Here is a 22,770-nt window from a genome sequence, read left to right as displayed (position 1 = left end):
TTTCCGTTGATACGTTAATATTATGTAACGAGAAAAAGCAGTAAAACCGTCATGGCTATTTTATCGAGACTATTTATCACAGTGTTGATGTGAAAAATCATCAACATTGTTCACTATTGAATCAATAAACCTGTGTTTATTAGTGAATTTAATAAACATGGGTTATTTTTTACTTAATTGATTTTTAAAAATTAATTCTATTTTTATGACGCCTGTGAAGGCGACACATGAGGTTGTTTCATGAGCGATAAATCGCAACGTACTGAAAAATTACAAAAAATCCTTGCTCGTTCTGGTCATGGCTCTCGTCGTGAGATTGAAGGTTACCTTCAAGAAGGACGTATCAGCATTGATGGTACAAAAGCAAAACTAGGTGATCGTATTGATGTCACCACAACAGCAAAAATCCGCTTAGATGGTCGTATTTTAAATATTCGCGAAGCACAAAAAGATGTTTGTCGAGTGTTAGCGTACTACAAACCTGAAGGTGAACTGTGTACTCGTAGTGATCCACAAGGTCGTCCTACTGTTTTCCAACGTCTCCCTCGTCTTAACAGTGCTCGCTGGATCGCTGTAGGTCGTCTTGATGTGAATACCAGTGGATTATTGTTATTTACAACAGATGGTGAATTAGCTAACCGTTTAATGCATCCAAGCCGTGAAGTTGAACGTGAATATGCAGTTCGTGTTTTCGGTGAAATTGATGACGCTAAAATTCGTCAATTAACTCGTGGTGTACAATTAGAAGATGGCCCAGCGTCATTTCGCTCTGTTTCTTATCGTGGCGGTGAAGGGATTAACCAATGGTACAACGTTTCACTGACAGAAGGCCGTAACCGTGAAGTTCGTCGTATGTGGGAAGCTGTTGGTGTTCAAGTAAGCCGTCTTATTCGTGTTCGCTATGGTGATATTGATTTACCTAAAGGTTTACCGCGCGGTGGTTGGGTCGAGCTTGGATTAGAACAGATTAACTACTTGCGTCAACTGGTTGAATTAAATGATGAAACAGTAACAAAAGTGGCAGTAGAAAAAGACCAACGTCGGATTAAAGCAAATCAAATTCGTCGAGCCGTTAAGCGTCATACCAAAATATCAGCACGTACCTCTACGTCACCTGCAAAAAGAGCGTCAAGTCGCCGCCAGTCAGTAGGAAATAATAAGTAATTTCCGAATAATTATTTATAATTTTAAATTAAAATATCATCTTTCATTAAGAGGCACCCAATAAATATTGCGTGCCTCTCTTTTGATGGCTTTCTTTTTTCTATAAATAAAACTATGATGCATGGATTAATAAGATGAAAAGTCATTTTTATTAAAATAATATTTTGTTTGTATATTTTACGATAAGGTATACGCGATATATGTATCGTTTTTTTTATTTAACAACAATGTTATGTACGACTACTCTTACTACGGGGTGTGAGCCAGTAGCTAGTTCAAATTCACAGTCTGGCGTATTTTATATCAGTAACAATAAAACCGTACCGTTAGTCTTTCAAATTGATGAAAATTCTTTTTGGCTTAACTCTGGTGAAGTAAAAGAAATAAAATTAGAGAATGGAAAACATGTATTAGTTGATGCTGATGGAGAAAAGAAAATTTTTATGATTTACCCTGGTAATCATGGGGGGATAATTAATCCATCTAGGGATATCTACTATAGTTTTACCTCTGTTTTTTCACCCAAAGAAAATAATAAGCACTTTTACTTAACTACCCGCTCTATCTGGATTAATGGGCAACTTGTGAGTGGGGCTATTAATAGTTCTGATGCCACATTCATTGATAATAATATCTTTCAGTGTGAAATTCCTTTAAATGAACCTATTCCAACGTATTTATCTGATTGGAATAATAAGAGGATGGGAAATGTATTGACTAAGTGTTTTTCCCAGTCTGAATTTCAAAATTTTTTATCAAAAAAACCATATGATATTCATGTTTATTCTGGTTCTTCTTTATTAGAGGCGCGTAAGGAAAAAAATAAATATAACTGGATAAATAATGAAAATACGCGGACAGATGATTTTATTCCGACACTAAGTAATATTACGTTTAATAATAGTGAGATGCTTAAAGAAGCTAAAAATATTTATAAAATAACCAATTCCTATTTGGCTTCGCGTGATCCAAATGAAAAGATAGTTTACTATAATGAATATCATTTTCATGTAATGGCAATGGCTATGGTTTATAGTCAACAGATACAAAATGATATATTTGATGATAAAGAAGCTTATTTTAAACTGATAAATGAAACAGGCCGTATATTTGGTGCGGGCATATTAAGTGAACCCGCTTTAATATAAATAATTATTCACTTTTAACATGATTGAAAGGGCAATAGGTAATTATTACCAATCTATGCCTTTTTGTGCTTTTATCCCACTATCAAAAGCATGTTTGATAGGGCGCATCTCTGTCACAGTATCTGCTAACTCAATTAATTTTCTATGACAGCCTCTTCCTGTAATAATAACGTTTTGGTGCGTAGGGCGAGAGCTAATCGCTGAAATAACCTCATCTAATGGTAAATAGTTAAAGCTAATCATATAGGTGATTTCATCAAGGATAATTAAATCATACTCTGGATTGTTAAGCAGTTTGAGTGCATATTGCCATGTATTTAAGCAAGCAGTTGTATCAGCACTTTTATCTTGAGTTTCCCAAGTAAAGCCTGTCTCCATGACATAAAAAGGCACACCAAATTGTTCTAATAAATTACGTTCACCGTTTTCCCATGTTCCTTTAATAAACTGCACAACACCGACCTTTTTTTGATGACCAACAGCACGTGTTGCTGTACCCATCGCCGCTGTCGTTTTTCCTTTACCATTACCTGTAAAGATCATCAAAATACCTTGTTCTCGTTGAGCTTGCTCAATTTGGGTATCTACTTTCTCTTTTAAGCGTTGCTGGCGTTTTTGGTGTTGTGCATCATTCATTTTGACCTCGAATTTACGTTATTCAGCAGGGCCTGCTTTACGGCCTGGTTGGGCATCTAAAGATTGTCCTTTCACATCAATGCTGTCATCACTCATCAGGTAGAGATATAACGGCATCAAGTCTTTCGGTGTTTTTAGTTTTTGTGCATTTTCATCAGGAAACGCACTGGCTCTCATTGCGGTACGAGTGCCACCAGGATTGATACAGTTAATTCGTAAGGTGCTATCGTTATATTCTTCATTAAGTACCTGCATAAAGCCTTCTGTTGCGAATTTTGAAACAGAATAAGCTCCCCAACCGTAACGACCTTGGCGACCCACGCTGGATGTGGTGAGAATAAGACTGGCATGAGGGGCTTTTAGCATTAAAGGTAGTAGTGCTTTAGTCAGCATGAATGTCGCATTGACGTTAACTTGCATAACATCATGCCAAAGGTTACTTGGTTGATTAATGATAGGTTCAACAACACCTAATAAACCAGCATTTTGTAATACGCCATCAAGGTGAGGGAAGCGTTTAACGAGAGTATCCGCAAATTGCTGAAAATCATTCTCTGTCGCTGTAAGTAGATCAAGTGGATATAACATAGGTTGTTGGCCACCTGATGTGATTATCTCTTCTTGAACATCCTCAAGTTTTGATAAAGTACGGCCTAATAAGATAAGTGTTGCGCCATATTGCGCATAAGTTAGTGCGGCTTCTTTTCCTATGCCATCACCAGCACCCGTTACTAGAATAATTTTATCTTTTAGCACGCTATGATCCGGTTGATATTGCAACATATTGATATCCTGTCTAGTAAAAAGTAAATAAAGTGTAACGTCTTATTTGTCTAGCGACCAGTTTAGTCTAGTTTTTTGTTTACAATTTATAGCTATTTTCTTTATGGTATTGCCCATAATTATGCCTTTGTGACTAGCGCTAAAGTAGAATTTCGTTAAACTAGGCATATTGGTTTTAGTCAGTGTTATTAACCTTAAAAAGAGGTCTTTGTGGAGTATATTTTACAATATGGACTGTTTTTAGCAGAGATCGCCACTGTTGTCGTGGCTATTATCGCTATTGTGTTATTTTTTATCGTTATTGGAAATAAGAAGCAAAATCGAAAAGGCACGTTAAAAGTGACAGATCTTGCTGAAGCTTATGAAGAAAAACAGCGAGTAATGCAACAAGCGAGAATGGACGATGCTGAATTAAAGGTCTGGTACAAAGCGTTTAAAAAACAGCAGAAAAAAGAAAATAAACAAAGTAAAAACAATGCGAAAGAAGGTAAGAAAGGTGTTGTAAAACCTTGTTTATATGTTCTTGATTTCAACGGTAGTATGGATGCGCATGAAGTGGGTGCATTACGTGAAGAGATCAGCGCCATTCTTTCTGTTGCCCAAACCGGCGATGAAGTTTTACTGCGTTTAGAAAGCCCTGGTGGCATGGTTCACGGATATGGATTAGCTGCGGCACAATTAACACGTTTAAAAGAAAAAGGCATTAAACTCACTGCGGTTGTCGATAAAGTGGCTGCAAGTGGTGGGTATATGATGGCCTGTGTGGCTGATAAAATCGTTGCAGCACCCTTTGCGATTATTGGTTCAATTGGTGTCGTCGCTCAAATCCCTAATATTCACCGATTGCTCAAGAAAAACGATATTGATGTTGAGTTACACACTGCTGGTGAATATAAACGTACATTAACTTTATTGGGCGAAAACACAGAAGAAGGTCGTGAGAAATTTAAACAAGATTTAAATGAAACACACCTGTTGTTTAAAGCTTTTGTACATAAATACCGTCCTCAACTTGATATTGATAGTGTCGCTACTGGAGAATATTGGTACGGTACAGAAGCTTTGAATAAAGGCTTAATTGATGAAGTTGGTGTGAGTGATGATTGGCTAATTAATCACATTAACGATTATGAAGTCTTTTCTGTTCAATATGTTATTAAAAAGAAAATGGTCGAACGTGTTACTGGTGGTGCAATGGAAAGCGTTGATAAATTGATGATGCGCTGGGTACAAAGAAGTAAAAAACCATTGTTATAATTCAAACGAGCACAAAAGATTAAGCTTTATTAGCGATACCGAGAATTTAAAACCTAATACTTGGTATCGCTGTCATTTTCCCTTCTGTTCATCACTACTTCTTGAACTTTTCAAACAGATATTCTGATGTTTTATTGGAAAATCGTATTCCAATAAGGCAAAAAAAAGCCAGTGAAGTATTCACTGGCAATCAAAGAAATAATTGATATTGCTTAACAACAACAGGGTAAATATTTCCTCTTTCTAGGAAGTGTCAATATAGCGGTAAAAACAAAATAAAAATAATTGATATTACTGATTGTATTAATAGGTAGGTATAATCATAAACATCATAAGACAACCATTTGTCTTGTGTTTTTTTTTGCATTTTTATTCTTTAGGTGTGATTTTTTATGCCAGTTATTTTTACTAAAAAAGTAATAACTGGCAAGTACGTCTCTTTCTAGATGGTGAGATTAAATGTGAAATAATCCTAACGGTGATTATTCTAAATGGTACTTATCTGATAACACATGTGCTAAATGCTTAAACATATTAAAAGCTGCAGTGCTTTTTGCCGTTGGTAAACCTTGCTCATCTAAAAAAAATTCGCCTTTAAATACGAGGACATTGCCTTTTTGTTCAACAGAATCTGCATGCATACCTTGTAAATAATCTTCATGTTCACATATGATTTTATTCGCTTTTTCAAGTAGCATCTCTGTTGTAATAGGTGTAGTTTGTGTTGACATAATCTGTGCTCCTTAGAAAAATAATTTGTTGCGCCTCACTTTTTATCAGGTAGAGTGTGGCATTTTTAAAAGCTTAGCTACGCTATATGTAGCAAATATAATTTGCCCGTTGCCCGATCAAAGCAGTGAGGTGATTAAAATACCTCAAAAAAAGTAATGAGTTTTGAGCTCAAACAAAAGCTTTGAATAAAAACAGGTTGATATATTGCAAAACTAACGCAATATAAAAAAGAGATTTTAAACATTTTTTTAGTTGAGGGTATTAAACAATACCGTCATAACAAAGTTTAATTAGGTAAAGGTAATTATGGGTAAAGCTCTTGTAATCGTGGAGTCCCCGGCAAAAGCCAAAACGATCAATAAATATCTTGGCAATGACTACGTAGTTAAATCTAGCGTGGGTCACATTCGTGATTTGCCCAAGAGTGGTTCTGGCAGCCAGAAGAGCGAAAACTCATCCGCCACGAAAGGCGTGAAAAAAGTTAAAAAGGATGAGAAATCAGCCTTAGTCAGCCGTATGGGAATCGATCCCTATAACGGGTGGAATGCGAACTATCAAATTCTACCCGGCAAAGAAAAGGTTGTGGCTGAACTAAAAGCATTGGCTGATAAAGCTGATCATGTCTATCTCGCAACGGACCTTGACCGCGAAGGAGAAGCTATCGCGTGGCATTTACGTGAAGTTATCGGCGGTGATGATGAAAGATTTAGTCGAGTGGTATTTAACGAAATAACGAAAAATGCCATTACACAAGCTTTCCAAACTCCAGGTGAGTTAAATATAGACCGCGTTAACGCGCAACAAGCACGTCGTTTTATGGATCGTGTTGTAGGCTATATGGTTTCACCTTTGCTTTGGAAAAAAGTCGCTCGTGGATTATCTGCAGGTCGAGTGCAATCAGTTGCTGTTCGTCTATTGGTTGAACGTGAACGTGAAATTAAAGCCTTTGTTCCTGAAGAATATTGGCAGTTACACGCATCATTATTAACACCTGATGAACAACCATTGCGTATGGAAGTCACGCATTATAATGATAAAGCCTTCAACCCTGTTTCATCTGATGAAACACAGGTTGCGGTCAATGCATTAAAAAATGCAACTTTCACAGTAAAAGATCGTGAAGATAGACCAACATCAAGCAAACCAAGTGCACCACTTATCACATCAACTTTACAGCAAGCAGCAAGTACGCGTTTAAGTTTTGGTGTGAAAAAGACAATGATGTTAGCTCAACGTCTTTATGAAGCAGGTTATATTACCTATATGCGTACTGACTCGACTAACTTAAGTCAGGATGCAATTCAAATGGCGCGTGATTATATTAGCGAGCAATTTGGTGCTAAGTATTTGCCGAAAGAGCCAAACGTTTATTCGAGTAAAGAAAATTCGCAAGAAGCGCACGAAGCTATTCGTCCTTCGGATATCAACGTTATCTCAGAATCTTTGAAAGATATGGATAACGATGCTAAACGATTATATCAACTAATTTGGAATCAATTTGTTGCGTGTCAGATGACACCAGCAAAATATGATTCAACGACATTAACTGTCGAATCAGGTGATTATAAATTACGCGCCAAAGGTCGTACTTTACGTTTTGCAGGTTGGACGAAAGTGATGCCTGCAATGCGTAATAAAGATGAAGATAAAACGTTGCCGGCTGTTGATGTAGGGGCAAAACTGGCTTTAGCTGAATTAGAACCTACTCAACATTTTACTAAGCCACCAGCACGTTTTAGTGAAGCGACATTAGTTAAAGAATTAGAAAAACGGGGTATTGGCCGTCCTTCAACTTATGCATCTATCATTTCCACTATTCAAGATCGTGGTTATGTAAAAGTTGAAAACCGTCGTTTTTATGCAGAAAAAATGGGTGAAATTGTCACGGATCGCTTAGAAGAAAATTTTAGCGATTTAATGAATTACGATTTTACTGCGCAAATGGAAGACCACCTCGACCATGTTGCAAACAACGAAGAAAATTGGAAAGCGGTATTAGACGCATTCTTTACTGATTTTAGCCAGCAATTAGAAGTTGCTGAAAAAGATCCAGAAGAAGGAGGAATGCGACCTAATCCAATGGTAATCACTTCTATTGAATGCCCAACTTGTTCTCGTCATATGGGAATTAGAACAGCAACTACAGGGGTATTCTTGGGATGTTCAGGTTACGCATTACCGCCTAAAGAACGTTGTAAACAGACTATTAACCTTATTCCTGAAGATGAATTATTGAATATTCTGGAAGGGGAAGATGCAGAAACTAACGCATTACGAGCTCGTCGTCGTTGCCCGAAATGTGGTACTGCAATGGACAGTTACCTGATTGACACACATCGTAAATTACATGTTTGTGGTAATAACCCGGCATGTGATGGTTATGAAGTCGAAGAGGGTGAATTCCGCTTAAAAGGTTATGAAGGGCCGGTCATTGAGTGTGATAAATGTGGATCTGAAATGCACCTAAAAATGGGGCGTTTTGGTAAATACATGGGTTGCACTAATGATGAATGTAAAAATACCCGTAAAATCTTAAAAAGTGGTGAAATTGCCCCACCGAAGGAAGATCCTGTTCCACTTCCTGAGTTGCCATGTGAAAAATCTGATGCGTATTTTGTCTTACGTGATGGTGCTGCAGGTGTATTCTTAGCCGCAAATACCTTCCCTAAATCAAGAGAAACGCGCGCACCAAAAGTAGAAGAATTGGTACGCTTTAAAGACAGATTGGCAGAGAAAATGCGCTATTTAGCTGAAGCCCCTGTGGCTGATCCAGAAGGAAATCCAACTATTGTGCGGTTTAGTCGTAAAACTAAGCAACAATATGTTTCTTCTGAGAAAGATGGCAAAGCAACGGGTTGGTCTGCGTTTTATGTCGATGGTAAATGGGTTGAAAAAACCAAATAATATTATCATCACCCGATAAATAAAAAGCGACTAATGAGAGTTAGTCGCTTTTTTTGTATGAAGAAGATATGCTAATTAATGTTCATTGAAACAGTGTAAGTGGTTAATTTCTATTTGTCTGATATTTTACTTTGCTAATAATAAGACGGAGATACTATGAAACTGATACCTTTGTTACTCTCTGGTTTACTCTTCACCTCAGTGGCGAGTGCGGCCACATTAGATGTCACGTTAAAAGAAGCACTTCCTACAGGCGCAGGTAACGATATTGGTGTTGTTACCATCACTGAAACTGATTATGGGCTGTTATTTACGCCAAAATTGACAGGATTAACACCCGGTGTGCATGGTTTTCATATTCATGCTAATGGCTCTTGTGAGCCAGATATGAAAGAAGGTAAACCTGTTCCTGCTTTAAAAGCAGGTGGTCATTTAGATCCTGAAAAAACCGGTGTTCACTTAGGGCCTTATAATAAAGAAGGGCATTTAGGTGATTTACCTGGATTGGTTGTTAATGATAAAGGTGTTGCTGATTACGCAGTATTAGCGCCAAAACTGACTAAACTTGAGCAAGTGAAAGATAAAGCCATAATGGTGCATGTCGGTGGTGATAACTACTCTGATAACCCAGAAGCGCTTGGCGGTGGTGGCGCAAGAATGGCATGCGGTGTTATTAAATAATTTAAAGCCGTTATTGTTCTGAAATGAAAGCTGACATCTAGTCAGCTTTTTTTATACTTATTTATAGCTTATAACTATTCGATATAACAAAATCTAAATAACCCTATTAATTGCGTTAGACCGAAATGAAATAAGTGATATAGTGGTTATATATTACATCTTTATTATTCTTTTTAGTTATATGAATATAAATAGAATAACGGAATAATAAGTCTTTTGTTGAAGGGATAGCCTCTCTATGAAATTACAACAGTTGCGTTATATCGTTGAAGTGGTGAATAACGATTTGAATGTATCAACCACGGCAGAGCGTTTGTATACATCTCAACCAGGGATAAGTAAGCAGATCCGCATGTTAGAAGATGAATTAGGTATACAAATATTTTCTCGTAGTGGTAAACATTTAACGCATGTGACACCCGCAGGTGAAGAGATTGTTAGGCTATCTAGAGAAATCTTGTCAAAAACAGAAGCCATTCGGTCTGCTGCTGGGGAACATACTTATCCAGATAGAGGTTCACTATCTATTGCAACAACACACACTCAAGCGCGTTATGTACTGCCACCAGTGATAAAAGGTTTTATTGAGCGCTATCCTGATGTTTCATTACATATGAACCAAGGTTCACCAACACAAATAGCGGAAGATGTTTGCAGAGGTAAAAGTGATTTCGCTATTGCGACAGAATCACTGCATCTTTATAACGATTTGGTGATGCTACCTTGTTATCGTTGGAATCGTATTGTGGTGGTTCCTAAAGATCATCCTTTGGCACAAAAACGAGAAGTCACACTGAAAGAGCTTGCTGGTTACGACATTGTGACTTATACCCAAGGTTTTACAGGGCGTTCTGATCTTGACGATGCTTTCGGCAAAGTAGGACTAAAACCTAAAATTGTTTTCACTGCAACAGATGCCGATGTTATTAAAACGTATGTAAGACTGCATTTAGGTATTGGAGTAATTGCTAGTATGGCGTTTGATCCTGTGCTAGACAGTGATTTAGTGGCGATTGATATGCGCGATAAGTTTAGCTATAGCACCACTAAAATCGCATTCCGTCGTAGTGGCTTCTTACGTGGCTATATGTATGATTTTATGTGGCGCTTCGCTCCACATCTTACTCGTAATTTAATTGAACAAGCAGTTACATTGCGAACACATGAAGAAATTGAAGAGCTATTTAAAGATATTGAATTGCCATTAGTGTAATACTGAAAGGCGGGTAATTCCCGCCTTCAAGCGTAATCATCAATCTCAACTCCGCATAAGTTATTTCAAATAAAAATCCCCACTAAAAAAAGCGTCTGACTTTGTAATGCTTAGCTGACGATACTTATTTAAAAAATCATAAAATTGTTGATTAATCTTCGGATCATCCAGTGCATTAGCATCAAAAATAGAGGTGATTGTGCTGTATTCTAAAGACACAGTAAATTTACGTCCAATGCAACTGGCAAGAAGCATTTTTGCTGATTGATATGAAAAGCGTAAGCTCAAGACTTTTAACTTAGGTACAAAAATAAGGTGGTTATTATGATTGAGGATCTCGGTTACTCCTGCAACGGTTATTGTTTGATAACTATCTAATGATTGTTGTAATCCAATTTCTATTTTTTGGCCTTGTGTACGTAAAAAATCAATAAACTCTCCTAAAGCAGGCGAGGTGGCATTAATCGCTGTACCGAGTAATAACTGAATAAAAGCTTGAGCAACAGAAAAATCAAATGTTTGTTTATGGAGATTTTTTGTTTCCATCTTATTGTGCCCTAAAAGAGGAAGATGATTTAGTGTCTCTAACCAATGTTCAGGACGATAATAGGCTTCGTTATCTTCTTTTTTTAATGTAGCAAGATGATTTGCTATGATAGAAATAAGTCCAATTTGAATATTTTTAAGTTGTGACATTTTTTCTATTTCAAATTCTTCAAACAATTTTGGTGAGGCAATGATAAATTGCACCAGACCTTCAGTATCTTTTAGATTTTGAGAATGTAATGAATTTATCGCTAAAGTTTGCGGAAAAGGAGGAGTAATAGGTTCAGCAAAGTAACGATCGGCACTTATTATATTCTTTAGTAACTTAGATTGTTTATTATCCATAAATATTATCCTTTCACAGTTATACCTCCGTTATTAAATCTTAATTAGATAAAAATCTTGAGACTAAAATTTATTAAACCCATGATGGCCATAACATTACGTTAACAAATTGTGTGATCCTTAAGCGAAATTATGAGTTATATGATATGTTTAATAGATAACCTTACCTATTTTGATGGTTTAAACATGCTGTCAGTATAAAAATAAGAAGGAGGAGCTATGTCGTTACATTTGAAAAAAGAGAGCCATTCCACGCTCTTAGTTGGATCTCGTGAATATGAGTACTACCGCCTTACTGAAGTCGCTCGTCAATTAGGCGATATTACCCGTCTTCCTAAATCTCTGAAGGTACTGTTAGAAAATTTAGTACGTTATCTTGATAATGATACGGTTGTTGAAGATGATATTAAGGCGTTAATCGATTGGCAAAAAACAGCTCATGCATCACGTGAGATAGCTTATCGACCGGCAAGGGTTTTAATGCAGGATTTTACAGGTGTGCCTGCTGTTGTTGACTTAGCCGCGATGAGAGAAGCAGTAAAATCATTAGGGGGACAGGTGGAAAAGGTTAATCCATTGTCACCTGTTGATTTAGTTATCGATCACTCTGTGATGGTTGATGAATACGCAAGTAAAAATGCATTTGCTGAAAACGTTGAAATAGAAATGGAACGTAACTATGAACGTTACCTTTTCTTACGCTGGGGGCAGCAATCGTTTGAACGCTTTCGTGTTGTGCCTCCAGGAACAGGGATTTGTCATCAGGTAAACCTTGAGTATTTAGGCAAAGCCATCTGGTCTGAAGAAAAAGATGGCCGTTATGTGGCTTATCCAGATACCTTAGTAGGAACAGATTCTCACACCACCATGATTAATGGCCTCGGTGTTTTAGGCTGGGGGGTTGGAGGGATTGAAGCTGAGGCTGCAATGTTAGGTCAGCCTATTTCAATGCTTATTCCTGATGTCGTCGGTTTTAAACTGACAGGAAAACTGCGAGAAGGTATTACAGCAACAGATCTTGTACTCACCGTTACTCAAATGTTACGAGCCCACGGTGTAGTAGGAAAATTTGTTGAGTTCTACGGAGATGGTTTAGCCTCATTACCTTTAGCTGATCGGGCGACGATAGCCAATATGTCGCCAGAATACGGAGCAACGTGTGGCTTTTTCCCAATAGACAATATTACGCTTGATTATTTGCGTTTAACTGGGCGAGAAGAGCAAGAAATTGCTTTAGTCGAAGCTTATAGTAAAGAGCAAGGTTTATGGCGAAATGCAGGTGATGAGCCTATCTTCACCTCTACACTATCTCTTGATATGGGAACTGTTGAAGCAAGTCTAGCAGGGCCTAAACGTCCTCAAGATAGAGTGAACTTAGCAAGTGTTCCTAATGCATTTAAAGCGACGGTAGAACTTGAAGCAAACAAGAAACCACTTTCACATTTTCCTAAAGTAAAAATTGATGGTTATCCTGAATTTGAACTCACTGATGGCGCTGTCGTTATTGCGGCGATTACATCTTGTACTAATACTTCAAACCCGAATGTTTTAATGGCTGCGGGGTTACTAGCTAAAAATGCGGTAGAAAAAGGGTTGCAACGTAAACCTTGGGTTAAATCCTCTTTAGCTCCTGGTTCTAAAGTTGTCACAGATTACCTTAATTTAGCAGGGTTAAGTCCTTATCTTGATGAATTAGGTTTTAATCTTGTGGGTTACGGTTGCACCACTTGCATTGGTAATTCAGGGCCTTTATTAGCACCAATTGAAAGCGCAATTAAAGACAGCGATTTAACCATTGCAGCAGTATTATCGGGTAACCGTAACTTTGAGGGTCGAATTCATCCATTAGTGAAAACTAACTGGCTTGCTTCACCTCCGTTGGTGGTTGCTTATGCATTGTTAGGAAATATGAATATCGATCTTACTAAAGAACCTTTAGGTAAAGATAAGCAGGGCAATCCTGTTTATTTAAAAGATATTTGGCCTGACAGTAAAGCTATTGCGGATGCTGTTGAAAAAGTGAAAACAGAGATGTTCCATAAAGAGTACTCTGCTGTGTTTGAGGGAGATGAAACATGGAAATCACTGAAAACACGAAATACACCAGTTTATACTTGGCAGGCAGATTCTACTTATATCCGTCATCCTCCTTTCTTTAAAGGAATGACGAAAACGCCAGCACCAATTAATGATATTCACCAAGCCAGTATCTTGGCAATTTTAGGTGATTCAGTGACAACTGACCATATTTCACCTGCGGGAAATATTAAAGCCGATAGTCCCGCTGGACGTTATTTACGTGAGCATGGAGTAGAGCCGAAAGACTTTAACTCTTATGGCTCTCGACGTGGTAACCATGAAGTTATGATGCGAGGCACTTTTGCTAATATTCGTATTCGTAATGAAATGGTACCGGGAATTGAAGGCGGTTTTACCAAACATATTCCAACAGGTGAAACATTAGCAATTTATGATGCGGCAATGCGTTATCAGCAAGAAAATACGCCACTAGCGATCATTGCAGGGAATGAGTATGGTTCAGGCTCTAGTCGTGACTGGGCTGCCAAAGGAACGCGTTTATTAGGTGTTCGTGTCGTGATTGCGGGTTCTTTTGAGCGTATTCATCGTTCTAACTTGATCGGTATGGGGGTTTTACCGCTAGAATTCCCTGAAGGTATTACACGTCAAACACTAGGTTTAAAAGGTGATGAGAAAATTGAGATCACTGGAATAAATGCATTAACACCAGGCCAAGATGTCGCGGTTAATATTACTTTTGCGAATAATCATACTGAAACTATTATGGCGCGTTGCCGTATTGATACACAGACTGAACTCGCTTATTTCCAACACGGTGGCATATTGCATTATGTTATTCGTAATATGCTTTAATTAGGCCTTATTGGTATAGCTAAACGTCTCATTATAAAATGAACAGCACCCCAAAAGTTGGATATCAACTTTGGGGTGTTTTTTAGTTAGCTTAAGAAGATTATGTCATAAAAAAACTAATAAATTTTTACCAACCCTGAACTGCTCCCCCGTTAAAAATGGTTTCGGCAGCGGTGGCAACTTCAGGAGATTGATAAGCTTTGATAAAGTCACGTACATTATCAGCGTCTTTATTGTCTTCTCTCGCTACAATAATATTGGTGTAAGGCGAATTTTTATCTTCAATAAAAATACTGTCTTTTGTCGGAGATAAATTAATTTGTTGGATGTACGTAGTGCTAATAATGGCGACGGTGACTTTAGGATCGTTTAACACTCGTGGTAATTGTGCGCCTTCTAGCTCCATAATTTTTAATTTAAGAGGATTACTAATAATATCGATAGCGGTAGGTAATAAGCCACTATTTGGTTTTAATGTAATAAGTTTTTCTTTATCTAATAACAATAAGGCTCGACCCAAGTTGGTCGGATCGTTAGGAACGGCAATTGTATCACCAGATTTTAACTCAGAAGGGTGTTTAATTTTGGTTGAATAGCCCGCCATAGGAAAAACAAAGGTGTTACCCACAGCCACTAAATTATAACCGCGAGATTGATTATCTTGAGCAAGGAAAGGACGATGCTGAAAAACATTAGCATCTAATTCTTTATTTGCTGTGGGATCATTTGGTAATAATGAACCACTAAAACCTACTAATTCAACCTCTAAGCCATATTTTTCTTTAGCGACTTTTTTGGCAATTTCAGCCACATCTTGTTCAGCGCCATTAATCACACCAACTTTGATTGAATAGCTGTTTTTTTCACTATTATCACAGCCTGTTAATAATGTTCCTGCTAATAATAGAGCGCCGAAAATCCTACCAGAAAAATGTAATGGCATAATGTCTTCCTATCAAAATTTATTTATTAATAAATAACTTAGAATCAGATAGATAGTCAATGAAATCGTATATGATAAATTTTCACATGATATAATTTAATGAAGAAAGAGCGGTAAAAAAGAAGAAAATATAAGCAAAGAAAGATAGATAAAGAATGAATTTACAAGATAATAGAATAAAAGGAACAGAATAAAAAATCCGAGCAACTCAGGCTCGGATTTGAAATTATTAATGCTGTGCTGTTACTTTATTATTGCGCTTTCTTAAATAAAAGATGGCCCATTTTATCGGCTTTAGTATCAAGATAATGTGCATTACTTGGATTACGCCCGACAATCAGAGGAACTCGCTCGATAACATTAATGCCTGCGATTTTCATGATTTCAATTTTTTTCGGATTATTAGTTAATAACCGCACTTCATGAACACCTAATAAGTTATACATGTCAGCACAAAGGGTAAAATCACGTTCGTCAGCTTTAAAACCTAATTCGAGGTTTGCTTCAACGGTATCTAACCCTTTATCTTGTAATGCATAAGCTCTTATTTTATTCAGTAAGCCAATATTACGGCCTTCTTGGCGATGATAAAGTAAGACACCACGACCTGCTTTGCTTATTTGTGAAAGCGCAGCTTCAAGTTGAAAACCACAATCACAACGTAAACTAAATAAAGCATCACCCGTTAAACATTCTGAATGAATACGAGATAATACAGGCTCTGAGCCTGAGATATCGCCATAGACTAGGGCGACGTGATCTTTACCTGTTGCGATTTCTTCAAAACCGACCATTAAAAACTCCCCAAAAGGAGTAGGTAGTTTTGCTTCTGCGATACGTCTTAATTTCATTATTTTTGACTCATAATTTCAGGTGAAACTCTCGTTCAAGATTATACACTTTATAACGAGAACAAAGAGAAATAAAACACTGAAATACTTCCATGTCTGATAGGCAAGGAAATGGATAACACACACTTATAAATTCACACCAGTACAAATTATCAGATTTTGAGCCTTATTGCATAATGATTTATTGCTAAACGAGCATCGTTTATACTGATAGTCTTTAAACATAAATGAAAGACAACATTTGTATTTTAGAAGGGTAGATATATTGAATAAGAAGATAACAAAATTAATTTTATTAGGCAGTATATTACTCTTAATCATACCTAGTGCAGTGTTAATGCTGGGTTGGCAATGGCGACCAACTGATCATCCTTTAGGGGGAATTAGCACATTGTGGATAGCAGACAGTGCGGCTAAACCTTGGGGAACCATTAGTCTTCTTGTGTTTTTAGCATTACTGTTTATGGTTTTAAAATTAAAACGTAATAATTTTATTCAATTAGCGGTGATAATTACTGCCACCTTAGTCGTTGGGCAATTAATTAAGGTTGCAGTTAAAAATACAGTAAAAGAACCTCGTCCTTACGTTGTTTGGGTCAGTGAGAATTTACACATTACACCAGAGGACTTTTATCAAGTTCCCAGATTGAAGCGGGAACAATTGCTCCAAAAAGGATTGGAAAACTCGCCAGTGATCCCAGTATGGCAACTTAAGCATTGGAAAGCGGAAACCGGTTATGCATTTCCATCCGGGCATAGTTTATTTGCAGCAACGCTCGCTTTGTTTGTTTTTGCTCTTTTTATGTTGCGCCGTCATTATTTTTTAGCAACACTCGGGTTATTATGGGGAATCGATGTCACTGTAGGGCGTATCGTATTGGGAATGCACTGGGCATCTGATGTGATTGTCGGTATTCTTATTAGTACTGTGGTTGTTTGGTGTGCATTTAAGGTGATTGAGCGACGTTTATTACTCAAATCCTGACGATAGCCTTTATTTTTGAGATACAGAATGTCTTTTTCAATATTTATGTGAAAAAATATACGAAAATCAGTTGATTCTAAGAAATGACTTTCTTTGTGCGCAGTGAAAATGCTACCTTTATCTGTCCACTAAAGAAAAGAGAATAAGAAAGGAAATAATGTGAAAAAAGTCCTACTTTTTATTTTGGTTATTCTTGTTTTTGCTATCGTGGTCATTGCCATGACTTTAGGCTCAAATAACGATCAGGTAGTCACATTCAATTACCTTATTGCTCAAGGTGAATATCGTATTTCTACCTTATTGGCCACGCTGTTTGGTGTAGGCTTTGTTCTTGGTTGGATTGTGAGTGGTGTTTTCTATTTGCGCGCCCGTTTATCACTAGGTCGAGCAAAACGTAAGATTAAACGTCTTGAAAGCGCTCAAACCAAACAAGAAAGCCAAGAAAGTCGCCCAACGGTTGCTTCTGCTACGAAATAAGGACGATAGCTGATGCTAGAATTGCTGTTTCTGTTATTACCTGTCGCGGCTGCTTACGGCTGGTATATGGGGCGTCGTGGCGCACAACAGGATAAACAGCAGAATGCCGACCGCCTGTCACGAGAATACGTGGCGGGTGTTAACTTCTTACTCTCAGATCAACAAGATAAAGCTGTTGATCTCTTCCTTGAAATGCTTAAAGAAGATAGCTCTGCTTTTGAAGCGCATCTTACATTAGGCAATCTTTTCCGTTCTCGTGGTGAAGTTGAACGCGCAATTCGTATTCACCAATCCTTAATGGAAAGTGCTGCACTTTCTTTTGAACAACGCCTCCTTGCTGTTCAACAACTTGGCCGTGACTATGTTGCTGCGGGGGTTTACGATCGAGCTGAAAATATGTTTCAGCAACTTATTGATGAGCAAGAGTTCCGCCAAAGTGCGTTACAATCTTTGTTAGCTATTTACCAGTTAACTAGCGATTGGGGCAAAGCCATCGAAACAGCTGAAAAATTAGTGAAATTAGGTCAGCATGAATTAAAAGAACAAATATCACATTTTTACTGTGAGTTGGCACTCCAAGAAATGAGTAGTGATAATCTTGATAGTGCACTTAATTTTCTACAAAAAGCAGGCCAAGCGGATCCCCTTTGTGCTCGTGTTTCAATTATGTATGGCCGTATTTATATTGCTCGTGATGAGAAACAGAAAGCCATTGAAGTGCTGATGAAAGTTATTGAGCAAGATAAAGAGATGGTGAGTGAAACATTACCTATGCTTTTTGAATGTTTCCAGACGCAAGAAGATACCTCTCGTTGGGAGGCGTATTTACGCCAATGTGTTGATAGTAATAGTGGAGCAATTGCTGAACTTTACCTTGCGGATATTATTGAAGCCAAAGAAGGGATTGAAGCTGCCCAGCTTTATATTAACCGCCAATTAGAACGCCATCCTACGATGCGACTTTTCTATCGCTTAATGCGTTACCATTTAGCTGAAGCGGAAGAAGGTCGCGCTAAAGAGAGTCTTATCTTATTGCGTTATATGGTTGGTGAACAAATTCGTACCAAACCGGATTATCGTTGCCATAAATGTGGCTTTACCTCTCATGCATTATATTGGCATTGTCCATCCTGCCGTTCATGGGATACCGTTAAACCTATTCGCGGTTTAGATGGTCAGTGACGATGTCACTTTTTTAATAGTCTCTTTATAAATAAAGGCCCTAAAATGTCATTTCATTGTGATAAAAAATCGCCCGAGTTCACCTGCACGCCCGTTATTGTGGCATTAGACTATGAAGATCAAAAAAGTGCATTAGATTTTGCACAACGTATCGATCCCTTATCTTGTCGTTTAAAAATTGGTAAAGAGATGTTTACCCGTTTTGGACCTCAATTTGTCACACAGTTACAAAAAGACGGTTTTGACATTTTTTTGGATCTAAAATTTCATGATATTCCAAATACCGTTGCAAGAGCAGTTGCAGCAGCCGCTGATTTAGGTGTGTGGATGGTGAACGTGCATGCAAGTGGTGGCAGTCGCATGATGCGAGCCGCTAAAGAGAGCCTTGCATCCTATGGTAAAGACGCACCGCTTTTAACGGCAGTGACGGTGTTAACTAGTATGGATCAATCTGATCTGATTGAATTGGGTATAACATTAACGCCGGCAGAACAAGCAGAGCGGTTGGCATTGCTGACAAAATCTTGTGGTCTTGATGGTGTTGTTTGCTCTGCACATGAAGCAACACGTTTTAAACAAGTTTGTGGTGATGATTTCTTATTAGTGACGCCAGGTATTCGTCCTACAGGGAGTGATGTTGGTGATCAGCGTCGAGTCATGACACCAGAACAAGCTATTGCAGCAGGGGTTGATTATATGGTGATTGGACGTCCTATTACACGTAGTGATAATCCTCTTGAAACATTGCAACAAATTAATCGTTCTATACTCTAAACAACTCAAGATGTAGCTAAGTGACAATGCACTGCATCTTAAAAGTATGACGAATATATACAAGGTATGTAATTAACATGGATAATAACTCTCGTTTGGTTTATTCCACAGATGCGGGTCGCATTAAAGAAGAAGAACAAAAGCCTGTACGTCCTGTCGGTGATGGTATTGTGCGTATTCAGCGCCAAACTAGTGGGCGTAAAGGTAAAGGTGTTTGTGTCGTTTCAGGTATTGATCTGGATGATGCTGAGTTGGCCAAACTTGCCGCCGAACTTAAGAAAAAATGTGGCTGTGGTGGTAGTGTAAAAGATGGTTTAATTGAGATCCAAGGTGACAAACGTGATTTAATTAAATCGCTATTAGAAGCTAAAGGAATGAAAGTTAAACTGGCTGGTGGCTGATTTAGCTAGCTAGATAACAATGAAATGAATAAAGATTATAGGTGACAATGTCACCTATTTGTTTATGTTTCATTTTATTCTTTCTCTTCGATTTTTAGATATTTTATAGGCACGGAAAGTGTTAACCATACACCATTATCAGCCTGATAAAATTCAAAACCTTCATTAAACATTTTTTCACTATCAACAATTAAAACAACGGCTTTTCCATGACGGTTGCCGACATTCACGGCTGTTTTATAATCTTGTGATAGATGAACATATTGGCGACCGTTAGGTATTAAACCTCGATTAAAAATACTGTCGATAAAACGAGTCGCTGTGCCGTGATAAAGTATTTTTGGAGGAGTAATAGCTTGGTAATCAACAGTAGTCTTAAGAGAGTGTCCTTGAACTGCACGAATAAAAAGTCCATCTTCTGAAACAGCAAAACGCTTTTTATCATTTGTTTCTACCACATCGCTAATTAGTTCAAGGGTTAGTGGCGTGCCTTTTTTCTGTGCTAACGAGATCAATTGTGATATTTCACCCCATCCTTGTTCATCAAGTGATAAACCAATACTTTCAGGGGCGTGTCGTAATATATAGCTCAAAAAACGGCTAATTTGCACTTTATCTTTCATTAATTCAATCCATTTGTTTATTACTAAATTTATGGTATGTGTAATTTATTTCCTTGATACCATAAAAATATTTCCTTTTTATTCCCTTTAAATTTCTAGTGATATGTCTAGCAAAGATAAAAGGCATAAAAAACTGATAGTTCAAAATGAACCATCAGTTTTATTGTATACCGACTACAGACTAATTAGATAGGGCGAGCAACGATATTACGTGTTTCGAGTTTTACATCTTCGATGCGAACAGGAATGATATCATTGAGTTTATAAGCGCTTTCGCCTTTCACAATCACTGTACCCGTTTCTTGACTGCATTGAATTTCATCACGCACAGCATGTAAGAAAGGAGCTGGAATAAAGGCTACTGCGCCATTTTCAACTAAACGAACACGAATACCACCGCGCGTAATATCGATAATTTCAGCGTTAAATGGCGTTTCAGTATCCGCAAAAGGTTTTAAGAAACGAGCATATAACCAATCACCCACATCTCGTTCCGCCATACGATTAGCACGACGGCGTTCCGCAATACGAATACCATCTTCTTCTTGTGGTTTTTCAGCCGGTTCTTTACTAATAATCGCTTTCAGTAAACGGTGATTTAAAATATCACTGTATTTACGGATCGGCGATGTCCATGTTGCGTAAGCTTCCAGCCCTAAGCCAAAGTGTGGGCCTGGCTCTGATTTGATTTCAGCAAAGTTTTGGTAACGACGAATACGGCTATCAAGGAATTGATTCGGTTGGTTATCGAGTTCACGACGTAATTGGCAGAAACCTTCAAGGGTTAACAATCTTTCAGAAGTGGTTTCAATGCCATTATCTTTTAGAGTTTGTACAACTTGATCGATATAAAGTGGATCAAAACCTGTGTGAACGTTATAAACACCAAAGCCTAAGTTTTTTGCCAACACTTTAGCTGCACAGATATTGGCCGTGATCATCGCTTCTTCAACAATGCGGTTTGCAATACGACGATTTTCAGCCACGATATCTAATACATTGCCACCTTCATCAAGAATAAAGCGGTAATCTGGGCGTTCCTTAAAGACCAGAGCATGTTTTTCACGCCACTCATGACGTTTTTCACACATTTCTTTTAATAACATTACTTGTTCATGAACGATATCATTCTCTGGTTTCCAATCACCATTACCGCCTTCTAACCAATCTGAAATATGGTCGTAAACCAGTTTAGCTTTAGATACTACCCATGCAGAATAGAAGTGAATATCGTCAAGTAATGCACCATCTTGCGCAATGCTGACTTGGCAAACTAATGCTGGACGCTTTTCATTAGGGCGTAATGAGCAGATGTTATCAGATAGCTCGCGAGGCAACATTGGGATGTTAAAGCCCGGCAGATAGTTAGTTAGTGCGCGTTGTGCCGCAATTTTATCTAATTCACTATTTGGCAGAATATAAGCCGTAGGATCGGCAATGGCGATAAATAGCGTTAATTGACCGTTCTCTTCTTTACGAATAAAGAGTGCGTCATCCATGTCTTCTGTTGATGCACTGTCAATAGTGACAAAGGAGAGAGAAGTCAGATCTTCACGAGGTAATGCATCATGTAATGTAAGAGCTTCATTGCCCATTTCTGGCGCATCGCGCTCAAGTTGATGGCGCATTAAGGTTACCCACCAAGGGGCGAAGTGATCGTCTTTATCTGTAATATAGTCGGTGATTTCTGCCTGAAAACCTTTATCACCTTTATTAAGTGGGTGACGGCGCATAACCGCAACAGCCCAATCTTGATCGACAAAATTATGGGTTAAACCTTGAGCTGGGCGACAAGGAATTGCATCTTTTAGTAAAGGATGGTCTGGTATTATCCACAGACGGTTATCACCCTCTTTTCTCTGAATACGGCCGACAAAACGAGTTAAAAAGGGTTCGACTAACTCTTCAGGTTCAACTGATTCTTTGTCGTTATTGGTATGAACAGCGGCAATTACACGGTCTCCGTGCATCACTTTTTTCATTTGCGGAGGGGGAATAAAATAGCTTTTCTGACCATCAACTTCAAGGAAGCCAAAGCCTTTATCTGTTCCCTTTACAAGGCCTTCCACGCGCGGTGTTTGGGCATGGAGTTGCTGTTTTAGCTGTGCAAGCAGCGGATTGTCTTGAAACATATTTTTCCGGAAAGTCGGCAGTTTTAATAATAAAAGTGGGCAATAGTTTTATTCGATTGTGCGTAGTGACGCAAGTAATATTGCATCAGAAAAACAGACAA

General features: G+C 38.0%; 20 protein-coding genes. 12 read left to right on the top strand and 8 right to left on the bottom strand.

What is annotated here, in order from left to right; genetic code table 11:
- Positions 1-240 precede the first annotated feature (240 nt).
- The gene (rluB, locus tag JEP40_RS02620; protein ID WP_198622328.1) at positions 241-1,164 is read left to right on the top strand and encodes a 23S rRNA pseudouridine(2605) synthase RluB; all 924 of its coding nucleotides are present in this window, start codon (positions 241-243) and stop codon (positions 1,162-1,164) included.
- A gap of 200 nt (positions 1,165-1,364) precedes the next feature.
- Positions 1,365-2,312 (top strand): hypothetical protein, encoded by a 948-nt coding sequence (locus tag JEP40_RS02615; RefSeq protein ID WP_198622327.1) that lies wholly within the window; start codon positions 1,365-1,367, stop codon positions 2,310-2,312.
- Positions 2,313-2,357: 45 nt separating this feature from the next.
- On the opposite strand, the gene cobO is transcribed toward JEP40_RS02615, so the two are convergent.
- The gene (gene cobO / locus JEP40_RS02610; protein WP_198622326.1) at positions 2,358-2,948 is read right to left on the bottom strand and encodes a cob(I)yrinic acid a,c-diamide adenosyltransferase; all 591 of its coding nucleotides are present in this window, start codon (positions 2,946-2,948) and stop codon (positions 2,358-2,360) included.
- 18 nt (positions 2,949-2,966) lie between these two features.
- Positions 2,967-3,728 carry a YciK family oxidoreductase gene (locus tag JEP40_RS02605; protein ID WP_176694681.1) on the bottom strand — a complete coding sequence of 254 codons (762 nt, stop codon included), beginning with the start codon at positions 3,726-3,728 and terminating at the stop codon, positions 2,967-2,969.
- Positions 3,729-3,941: 213 nt separating this feature from the next.
- On the opposite strand from JEP40_RS02605, the gene sohB reads away from it, so the two are divergent.
- Positions 3,942-4,988 carry a protease SohB gene (gene sohB / locus JEP40_RS02600; protein ID WP_198622325.1) on the top strand — a complete coding sequence of 349 codons (1,047 nt, stop codon included), beginning with the start codon at positions 3,942-3,944 and terminating at the stop codon, positions 4,986-4,988.
- Between the two features lie 482 nt (positions 4,989-5,470).
- Here the strand turns inward: sohB and JEP40_RS02595 are convergent, their stop codons facing one another.
- Positions 5,471-5,719: a YciN family protein gene (locus JEP40_RS02595; RefSeq protein WP_072068001.1), complete on the bottom strand. Its 249-nt coding sequence runs from the start codon at positions 5,717-5,719 to the stop codon at positions 5,471-5,473.
- A 307-nt stretch (positions 5,720-6,026) separates the two neighbouring features.
- On the opposite strand from JEP40_RS02595, the gene topA reads away from it, so the two are divergent.
- The 3 genes from topA (at position 6,027) to cysB (ending at position 10,518) form a co-directional block, all read left to right on the top strand.
- Positions 6,027-8,624: a type I DNA topoisomerase gene (gene topA, locus JEP40_RS02590; protein ID WP_198622324.1), complete on the top strand. Its 2,598-nt coding sequence runs from the start codon at positions 6,027-6,029 to the stop codon at positions 8,622-8,624.
- Positions 8,625-8,780: 156 nt separating this feature from the next.
- Positions 8,781-9,305, top strand: coding sequence for a superoxide dismutase family protein (gene sodC, locus JEP40_RS02585; protein WP_198622323.1), 525 nt, complete (start codon positions 8,781-8,783; stop codon positions 9,303-9,305).
- 238 nt (positions 9,306-9,543) lie between these two features.
- On the top strand, positions 9,544-10,518 hold the full coding sequence (cysB, locus tag JEP40_RS02580; RefSeq protein ID WP_198622322.1) for an HTH-type transcriptional regulator CysB: 975 nt from the start codon (positions 9,544-9,546) through the stop codon (positions 10,516-10,518).
- Between the two features lie 60 nt (positions 10,519-10,578).
- On the opposite strand, the gene JEP40_RS02575 is transcribed toward cysB, so the two are convergent.
- Complete coding sequence (locus tag JEP40_RS02575; RefSeq protein WP_198622321.1) at positions 10,579-11,409, bottom strand: hypothetical protein; 831 nt, start codon at positions 11,407-11,409, stop codon at positions 10,579-10,581.
- A 219-nt stretch (positions 11,410-11,628) separates the two neighbouring features.
- Between JEP40_RS02575 and acnA the strand changes: the two genes are divergently transcribed.
- The gene (gene acnA / locus JEP40_RS02570; RefSeq protein WP_198622320.1) at positions 11,629-14,301 is read left to right on the top strand and encodes an aconitate hydratase AcnA; all 2,673 of its coding nucleotides are present in this window, start codon (positions 11,629-11,631) and stop codon (positions 14,299-14,301) included.
- A 127-nt stretch (positions 14,302-14,428) separates the two neighbouring features.
- On the opposite strand, the gene nlpA is transcribed toward acnA, so the two are convergent.
- Entirely contained in the window at positions 14,429-15,244 is an 816-nt protein-coding gene (nlpA, locus tag JEP40_RS02565) for a lipoprotein NlpA (protein WP_198622319.1), read from the bottom strand.
- A gap of 251 nt (positions 15,245-15,495) precedes the next feature.
- Positions 15,496-16,095, bottom strand: coding sequence for a GTP cyclohydrolase II (gene ribA / locus JEP40_RS02560; RefSeq protein ID WP_198622318.1), 600 nt, complete (start codon positions 16,093-16,095; stop codon positions 15,496-15,498).
- Positions 16,096-16,360: 265 nt separating this feature from the next.
- On the opposite strand from ribA, the gene pgpB reads away from it, so the two are divergent.
- From pgpB to yciH, 5 genes are all read left to right on the top strand, one after another.
- Complete coding sequence (gene pgpB, locus JEP40_RS02555) at positions 16,361-17,080, top strand: phosphatidylglycerophosphatase B (RefSeq protein ID WP_198622317.1); 720 nt, start codon at positions 16,361-16,363, stop codon at positions 17,078-17,080.
- A 159-nt stretch (positions 17,081-17,239) separates the two neighbouring features.
- Positions 17,240-17,557, top strand: coding sequence for a LapA family protein (locus JEP40_RS02550; protein WP_109408762.1), 318 nt, complete (start codon positions 17,240-17,242; stop codon positions 17,555-17,557).
- A gap of 12 nt (positions 17,558-17,569) precedes the next feature.
- Complete coding sequence (lapB, locus tag JEP40_RS02545) at positions 17,570-18,739, top strand: lipopolysaccharide assembly protein LapB (protein ID WP_198622316.1); 1,170 nt, start codon at positions 17,570-17,572, stop codon at positions 18,737-18,739.
- Positions 18,740-18,784: 45 nt separating this feature from the next.
- Complete coding sequence (pyrF, locus tag JEP40_RS02540) at positions 18,785-19,513, top strand: orotidine-5'-phosphate decarboxylase (protein ID WP_198622315.1); 729 nt, start codon at positions 18,785-18,787, stop codon at positions 19,511-19,513.
- 77 nt (positions 19,514-19,590) lie between these two features.
- Positions 19,591-19,914 (top strand): stress response translation initiation inhibitor YciH, encoded by a 324-nt coding sequence (gene yciH / locus JEP40_RS02535; protein ID WP_072068012.1) that lies wholly within the window; start codon positions 19,591-19,593, stop codon positions 19,912-19,914.
- Between the two features lie 74 nt (positions 19,915-19,988).
- On the opposite strand, the gene JEP40_RS02530 is transcribed toward yciH, so the two are convergent.
- Both JEP40_RS02530 and JEP40_RS02525 read right to left on the bottom strand, forming a co-directional pair.
- A complete protein-coding gene (locus JEP40_RS02530; RefSeq protein ID WP_198622314.1) occupies positions 19,989-20,537 on the bottom strand; it encodes an RNA 2'-phosphotransferase in 549 nt (182 codons plus the stop codon).
- A gap of 185 nt (positions 20,538-20,722) precedes the next feature.
- Complete coding sequence (locus tag JEP40_RS02525; RefSeq protein WP_198622313.1) at positions 20,723-22,669, bottom strand: exoribonuclease II; 1,947 nt, start codon at positions 22,667-22,669, stop codon at positions 20,723-20,725.
- Between the last annotated feature and the right edge of the window lie 101 nt (positions 22,670-22,770).

The organism is Proteus vulgaris (genome assembly GCF_016239305.1).
Taxonomy (GTDB): Bacteria; Pseudomonadota; Gammaproteobacteria; order Enterobacterales; family Enterobacteriaceae; genus Proteus; species Proteus vulgaris_C.
Note: the sequence above shows the minus strand (reverse complement) of the source record. Positions and strands in the feature narration are given on the sequence as shown.

Excerpts from the sequence above, each read along its gene's own strand:
- rluB (WP_198622328.1), top strand. The coding sequence starts at position 241 with ATGAGCGATAAATCGCAACGTACTGAAAAATTACAAAAAATCCTTGCT.
- JEP40_RS02615 (WP_198622327.1), top strand. The coding sequence starts at position 1,365 with ATGTATCGTTTTTTTTATTTAACAACAATGTTATGTACGACTACTCTT.
- cobO (WP_198622326.1), bottom strand. The coding sequence starts at position 2,948 with ATGAATGATGCACAACACCAAAAACGCCAGCAACGCTTAAAAGAGAAA.
- JEP40_RS02595 (WP_072068001.1), bottom strand. The coding sequence starts at position 5,719 with ATGTCAACACAAACTACACCTATTACAACAGAGATGCTACTTGAAAAA.
- topA (WP_198622324.1), top strand. The coding sequence starts at position 6,027 with ATGGGTAAAGCTCTTGTAATCGTGGAGTCCCCGGCAAAAGCCAAAACG.
- sodC (WP_198622323.1), top strand. The coding sequence starts at position 8,781 with ATGAAACTGATACCTTTGTTACTCTCTGGTTTACTCTTCACCTCAGTG.
- cysB (WP_198622322.1), top strand. The coding sequence starts at position 9,544 with ATGAAATTACAACAGTTGCGTTATATCGTTGAAGTGGTGAATAACGAT.
- JEP40_RS02575 (WP_198622321.1), bottom strand. The coding sequence starts at position 11,409 with ATGGATAATAAACAATCTAAGTTACTAAAGAATATAATAAGTGCCGAT.
- acnA (WP_198622320.1), top strand. The coding sequence starts at position 11,629 with ATGTCGTTACATTTGAAAAAAGAGAGCCATTCCACGCTCTTAGTTGGA.
- nlpA (WP_198622319.1), bottom strand. The coding sequence starts at position 15,244 with ATGCCATTACATTTTTCTGGTAGGATTTTCGGCGCTCTATTATTAGCA.
- ribA (WP_198622318.1), bottom strand. The coding sequence starts at position 16,095 with ATGAAATTAAGACGTATCGCAGAAGCAAAACTACCTACTCCTTTTGGG.
- lapB (WP_198622316.1), top strand. The coding sequence starts at position 17,570 with ATGCTAGAATTGCTGTTTCTGTTATTACCTGTCGCGGCTGCTTACGGC.
- pyrF (WP_198622315.1), top strand. The coding sequence starts at position 18,785 with ATGTCATTTCATTGTGATAAAAAATCGCCCGAGTTCACCTGCACGCCC.
- yciH (WP_072068012.1), top strand. The coding sequence starts at position 19,591 with ATGGATAATAACTCTCGTTTGGTTTATTCCACAGATGCGGGTCGCATT.
- JEP40_RS02530 (WP_198622314.1), bottom strand. The coding sequence starts at position 20,537 with ATGAAAGATAAAGTGCAAATTAGCCGTTTTTTGAGCTATATATTACGA.
- JEP40_RS02525 (WP_198622313.1), bottom strand. The coding sequence starts at position 22,669 with ATGTTTCAAGACAATCCGCTGCTTGCACAGCTAAAACAGCAACTCCAT.